Origin of the sequence: Nocardia sp. NPDC059764, from assembly GCF_042732555.1 — a bacterium.
Lineage (GTDB): Bacteria > Actinomycetota > Actinomycetes > Mycobacteriales > Mycobacteriaceae > Nocardia.
In genome coordinates this window covers 1-4,627 of sequence record NZ_JBHWHH010000298.1, presented here as the reverse complement: position 1 = coordinate 4,627, position 4,627 = coordinate 1, and the positions used below count along the sequence as shown (strand labels likewise).

The following is a 4,627-nucleotide window of genomic DNA, read 5'->3' as shown; positions in this document are numbered from 1 at the left end:
ATGTCTCGACCGGCGTTCGTGCACGAGCCCCCTGTCAGGATTGAACTGACGACCTTCGCTTTACAAGAGCGGTGCTCTACCACTGAGCTAAGGAGGCGGAAAACGGAGCCATCATAACCGGGGTGGCCGGCTGCGCGGAAAAGCCGGCTCCCGGTCGGAACGATGCTGACCGCGAACACCGGGACGCGGCCTGTCGACGCTCGTGGCATCGACGGCCGCGTTCGGAAGTCGTTCGCGCAGTATCGGACTAACCGCTGAGTGTCAGGACTGGGCCGCCTGACGAGCCGCGTCGTCCGCCGCCATGGCGTCACGCAGGCTCTTGGGCCGCATGTCGGTCCAGTTCTTCTCGACGTACTCGACGCATGCGGCGCGGGAGTCCTCGCCGAACACGACTCGCCAACCCGCCGGAACCTCGGCGAAGGCCGGCCAGAGGGAGTGCTGTTCCTCATCGTTGACCAGGACGAAGAACCGGCCGTCTTCGTCATCGAAGGGATTGGTGCTCATTTCACCTCACTGGATACTGGCGCTGTGTACGGGTACGTAGACGGATCGTCCAGCCACCGCAGTGTTGGAACGAGCCCCCGACGTTGATTCGACCCTAGCAAGGCAGGCGTTACCGCTGGGCGGTTACCTGCACTTCGTTCAGGCCACGAAGAATTCGACAAGGATCTTATTGACGACCTCCGGTTGTTCCAGGTAGCCGAAGTGCCCGGCGTCGGGAACCTCCTGGTAGCGGGCACCTGGAATGATATCGGCGACCTCTCGCGCGAGGTAGGGCGGGATCATCCGATCGTCGGCGAAGCCCAGCGCCAGGCAGGGCACGGTGATGCCGCGATAGGCCGCGGTGCGGTCGAAATCGTGATCCATGCGGCGCTGCGCCCGCACGCCCGGGGTGACCGGGCCGCCGGTGAATTCGAACAGGTCGAGCCAGTCGCGGGCGGCGTGCTGGTCGGCCAGCGAGGCCGGGGACAGGTTCATCAGGGCGGTCATGGCGGCCTCGTATTTGGCGGGCAGCCGCACGCCGGCGTCGTCGAGATCGTGCTCGCCGAGTCCGAGAGTTTTCTGAAACTGGTCGAGCCGGGCGTGTCCGGCCATGAACACGGCCTTGCGGACCAGATCGGGGCGGGCGAGCGCCACTTCTTGTGCGACCCGCGAGCCCATCGACTGGCCGACCAGGAAGACCGGGCCCTCACCGAGGAATTCGATCAGGGCGACCGTGTCGCGGACCAGGTCCTCGATGGTGATCCCGGCGGGCGATTCGAAGGAGGGCGCGATGCCGCGGTTGTCGAACGTGCAGACCCGGTATCCGGCCGCGACCAGCGCGGGGACCTGGTGTAGTTCCCAGACCCGGCCGCCGCTGCCGGTGCCCATGATCATGACGACCAGCGGCGCCGACCCCTTGACGTCGGTGCCCTTGGACCGATCTCCCTTGACCTGGTAGTTCAGCGAGATTCCGTTCACCGTCGCCAACGGCATGCTTGCGACCCCTAACATCAGGTGTTGCCATTCTCTTTGCGTCCACCGTATAGGTCTGGGCCGACGGATTGTTTCGTCCCCGGCCGCGTTGCGGTTAGGGCTCGCAATGCACGCGGCGGCGAGGCCCGACTTCCCTGGCAGATACGATGGACTCCTCGCACCGAGCAGACTTCTCCGAGAGGACATGAGATGGCCGCGAAGACCGGCGCAAACGACATCGCGGACGACGATCTGGAGCCGCTCGCCGACGAAACCGCTCGCCAGGCGCAGCGTGTCGTGGCGGCGTACGCCACCGACGCCGACGAATGCCGCATGCTGCTGTCGATGCTGGGCATCGCTCCGACGCGAGGCGAATGACCCGTGCACCCGGATAGCTCCGGCTCCGGTTTCGTCGTCGTCGCCAACCGGCTCCCGGTTGACCTGGAGCGCCTGCCCGACGGAACCACTCGCTGGAAGCGCAGCCCCGGCGGTCTGGTCACGGCACTGGAACCGGTCCTGCGCAATAACAAGGGCGCCTGGGTCGGCTGGGCCGGCGTCCCGGACGTGGAGCTCGATCCGATCGTCGAGGACGGTCTGGAACTGCATCCCGTCCCGTTGTCGGGCGACGAGGTCGCCGATTACTACGAGGGCTTCTCCAACGCGACGCTGTGGCCGCTGTATCACGACGTGATCGTGCGGCCGGTCTACGACCGCCAGTGGTGGCAGGCGTACGTGCAGGTGAATCGGCGTTTCGCCGAATACACCGCGAAGGTGGCCGCCGAGGGCGCGACCGTGTGGGTCCAGGACTACCAGCTGCAGCTGGTGCCGAAGATGCTGCGCATGCTCCGCCCCGACCTGACCATCGGCTTCTTCCTGCACATTCCGTTCCCGCCGGTGGAACTGTTCATGCAGATGCCGTGGCGCACCGAGATCGTCGAGGGCCTGCTCGGCGCCGACCTGATCGGCTTCCACCTCCCGGGCGGCGCGCAGAACTTCCTGTATCTGGCCAGGAGGCTGGCCGGGCAGCCGACATCGCGCGGCAATGTGGGCGTGCGTTCGAAACTCGGTGTGGTGCAGGTGGGTTTCCGCACCGTGCGGGTGGGCGCGTTCCCGATCTCCATCACCTCCGCGGAACTGGACGAGTATTCGCGTCGCCGCGATGTGCGGGAGCGGGCCGCGAAAATCCGTGCGGAACTGGGCAATCCGAAGACGATCCTGCTGGGCGTCGACCGCCTCGACTACACCAAGGGCATCGACATCCGGCTCGCCGCGCTCGAGGAGCTGCTGCACGACGGCCGCATCGACCCCGCGGACACGGTGATGGTGCAGCTGGCCACGCCGTCCCGCGAACGCGTCGAGTCCTACAAGCAGATGCGCGGCGATATCGAACGCCAGGTGGGCCGCATCAACGGCGAGTTCGCCCGGGTGGGTTACCCGGTGGTGCACTATCTGCACCGCCCCATCCCGCGCGAGGAGCTGATCGCGTTCTTCGTGGCCGCCGACGTCATGGTGGTGACCCCGCTGCGCGACGGCATGAACCTGGTCGCCAAGGAGTACGTGGCCTGCCAGGGCAGCCTCAACGGCGCACTCGTGCTGAGCGAGTTCACCGGCGCGGCAGCCGAATTGCGACAGGCCTACCTGTGCAACCCGCACGACCTGGACAGTGTCAAGGACGCGTTGATCGGCGCGATCGACGACGACCGTGACACCCGCCGCCGGCGCATGCGCGCCATGCGACGCCAGGTCCTGACCCACGACGTCGACCGGTGGGCCCGCGCCTTCCTCGACGCCCTGGCCACCGACCGCGTCGCGGGCAGCGCCCTGCTCACCGACGACGACGTGGACCCGGACCTGAGCCGCTGACCGCTCGAAACTCGAACGCCCCCTGGAGTTCCCAGGGGGCGTTCGCCGTAGTGCGGCCTATTCCGCTGTCTCGCCGCCGAATTCACCGAACCGGTAGGTGACACCCGTGAGCCGTTCGGATTCGGCCCACACCCGCGCCGCCAAGTCCGGATCGAGCGCCTGCTCGCTGGGCGCGTTCAGGACGGGGTAGCCCTTGGTGAACCCGGCCGGCCCGAACAGATCTCCGGGCTGGACAGCGGGATCGGTCGCCGCCCGCAGCATCGGCAGCGCACCCATCTCCACGGTCTGCATGCCCACCCGGAACACCCAGCGCAGCGACGGCCGCGACAGGAAGGTGAGGACGGGCCCGAGGTTCTGGGCGAAATCCGATTCGGCCGCCCCCGGATGCGCGGCGATCGACATCAGCTCGGTATCGGTGCCATTGAGCCGCCGCTGCAACTCGAACGCGGTCAGCACATTGGCCAGCTTGGACTGCGCGTACGCCTGAAATCCCTTGTAGGGCCGCCGTTCGAAGAACAGATCGTCGAGATCGATCGGGGCGTCCTTCTTGGAGGCGAACCCCGTGGTCACGGCCACCACCCGCCCCGCGGGCGCCGCGAGCAACAGGTCCAGCACCAGCCCGGTGAACGCGAACGGCCCGAGATGGTTTGTCGCGAAGGTCGTCTCGAACCCGTCCACGGTGAGGCTCCGCGCCCGGCCCAGCATCCCCGCATTGTTGACCAGCAGATCAACCCGCTCGACCTCGTCATGCAACCGCGCCGCGGCCTTGCCGACCGAATCCAGCGAAGCCAGATCGAGCTCCACGAACGGCAATTCGGCGTCCGGCACCCGCGCCCGGATGAGATCCGCGGCCGCCCCGGCCTTCTCGGCGTTGCGGCAAGCCATGACCACCCGAGCGCCATGCTCGGCCAGCCGCAGCGCGGTCTCCAGCCCCAGGCCGCCACTGGACCCGGTGACGATCGCGGTGCGCCCGTGGAGATCCGGAATGTCAGCGGCGGTCCAGCGCATGTTCTTGGTACCCATGCGTTACATCCTGAACGGTCCGCTTCCACTTGGCCCATCGACCGTCCTCGAAATACCGCCCACCGCACCGTCTCCCGCTCCGGCATCCATTCACCCGCTTAGGCGATTGGCGTGTTGTCGGCCCGACTGGACGGCAGGACGCGCGCACGGACGGAGAGTCCCGCCACCCACGGCTCGCCCCCCGTCGTGAATCCGCGCACGGAAAAGGCCGTGGCGCGCTGGGTTATCCCGCGCGCCCCCGGCGTACACACTGGGTTCGGCAGATCGGGGTGGCCTCGGAGACGAG

At 67.4% G+C, this 4,627-nt stretch carries 5 protein-coding genes and 1 tRNA gene; 2 read left to right on the top strand and 4 right to left on the bottom strand.

All coding sequences use genetic code 11. The features are described from left to right. Positions 1 to 25: 25 nt before the first annotated feature. The 3 genes from ACFV4K_RS34785 to ACFV4K_RS34775 all read right to left on the bottom strand — a co-directional run bounded on the left by ACFV4K_RS34785 (position 26) and on the right by ACFV4K_RS34775 (position 1,476). Positions 26 to 97, bottom strand: a tRNA-Thr gene (locus tag ACFV4K_RS34785). A gap of 164 nt (positions 98 to 261) precedes the next feature. Further along, positions 262 to 504 carry an MbtH family protein gene (locus ACFV4K_RS34780; protein WP_019931522.1) on the bottom strand — a complete coding sequence of 81 codons (243 nt, stop codon included), beginning with the start codon at positions 502 to 504 and terminating at the stop codon, positions 262 to 264. A gap of 138 nt (positions 505 to 642) precedes the next feature. Further along, positions 643 to 1,476, bottom strand: coding sequence for an alpha/beta fold hydrolase (locus ACFV4K_RS34775; RefSeq protein WP_379105930.1), 834 nt, complete (start codon positions 1,474 to 1,476; stop codon positions 643 to 645). A 189-nt stretch (positions 1,477 to 1,665) separates the two neighbouring features. Between ACFV4K_RS34775 and ACFV4K_RS34770 the strand changes: the two genes are divergently transcribed. Further along, on the top strand, positions 1,666 to 1,833 hold the full coding sequence (locus ACFV4K_RS34770) for a hypothetical protein (RefSeq protein WP_167659823.1): 168 nt from the start codon (positions 1,666 to 1,668) through the stop codon (positions 1,831 to 1,833). Between the two features lie 3 nt (positions 1,834 to 1,836). Further along, on the top strand, positions 1,837 to 3,318 hold the full coding sequence (locus ACFV4K_RS34765) for a trehalose-6-phosphate synthase (protein WP_379280553.1): 1,482 nt from the start codon (positions 1,837 to 1,839) through the stop codon (positions 3,316 to 3,318). A 57-nt stretch (positions 3,319 to 3,375) separates the two neighbouring features. Here ACFV4K_RS34765 and ACFV4K_RS34760 read toward each other — a convergent pair whose 3' ends face one another. Beyond that, positions 3,376 to 4,341 carry an oxidoreductase gene (locus tag ACFV4K_RS34760; protein WP_379280552.1) on the bottom strand — a complete coding sequence of 322 codons (966 nt, stop codon included), beginning with the start codon at positions 4,339 to 4,341 and terminating at the stop codon, positions 3,376 to 3,378. Between the last annotated feature and the right edge of the window lie 286 nt (positions 4,342 to 4,627).

What these genes read in the sequence shown, in the direction of transcription:
- ACFV4K_RS34780 (WP_019931522.1), bottom strand. Translation starts at nt 504, where the DNA reads ATGAGCACCAATCCCTTCGATGACGAAGACGGCCGGTTCTTCGTCCTG.
- ACFV4K_RS34775 (WP_379105930.1), bottom strand. Translation starts at nt 1,476, where the DNA reads ATGCCGTTGGCGACGGTGAACGGAATCTCGCTGAACTACCAGGTCAAG.
- ACFV4K_RS34770 (WP_167659823.1), top strand. Translation starts at nt 1,666, where the DNA reads ATGGCCGCGAAGACCGGCGCAAACGACATCGCGGACGACGATCTGGAG.
- ACFV4K_RS34760 (WP_379280552.1), bottom strand. Translation starts at nt 4,341, where the DNA reads ATGGGTACCAAGAACATGCGCTGGACCGCCGCTGACATTCCGGATCTC.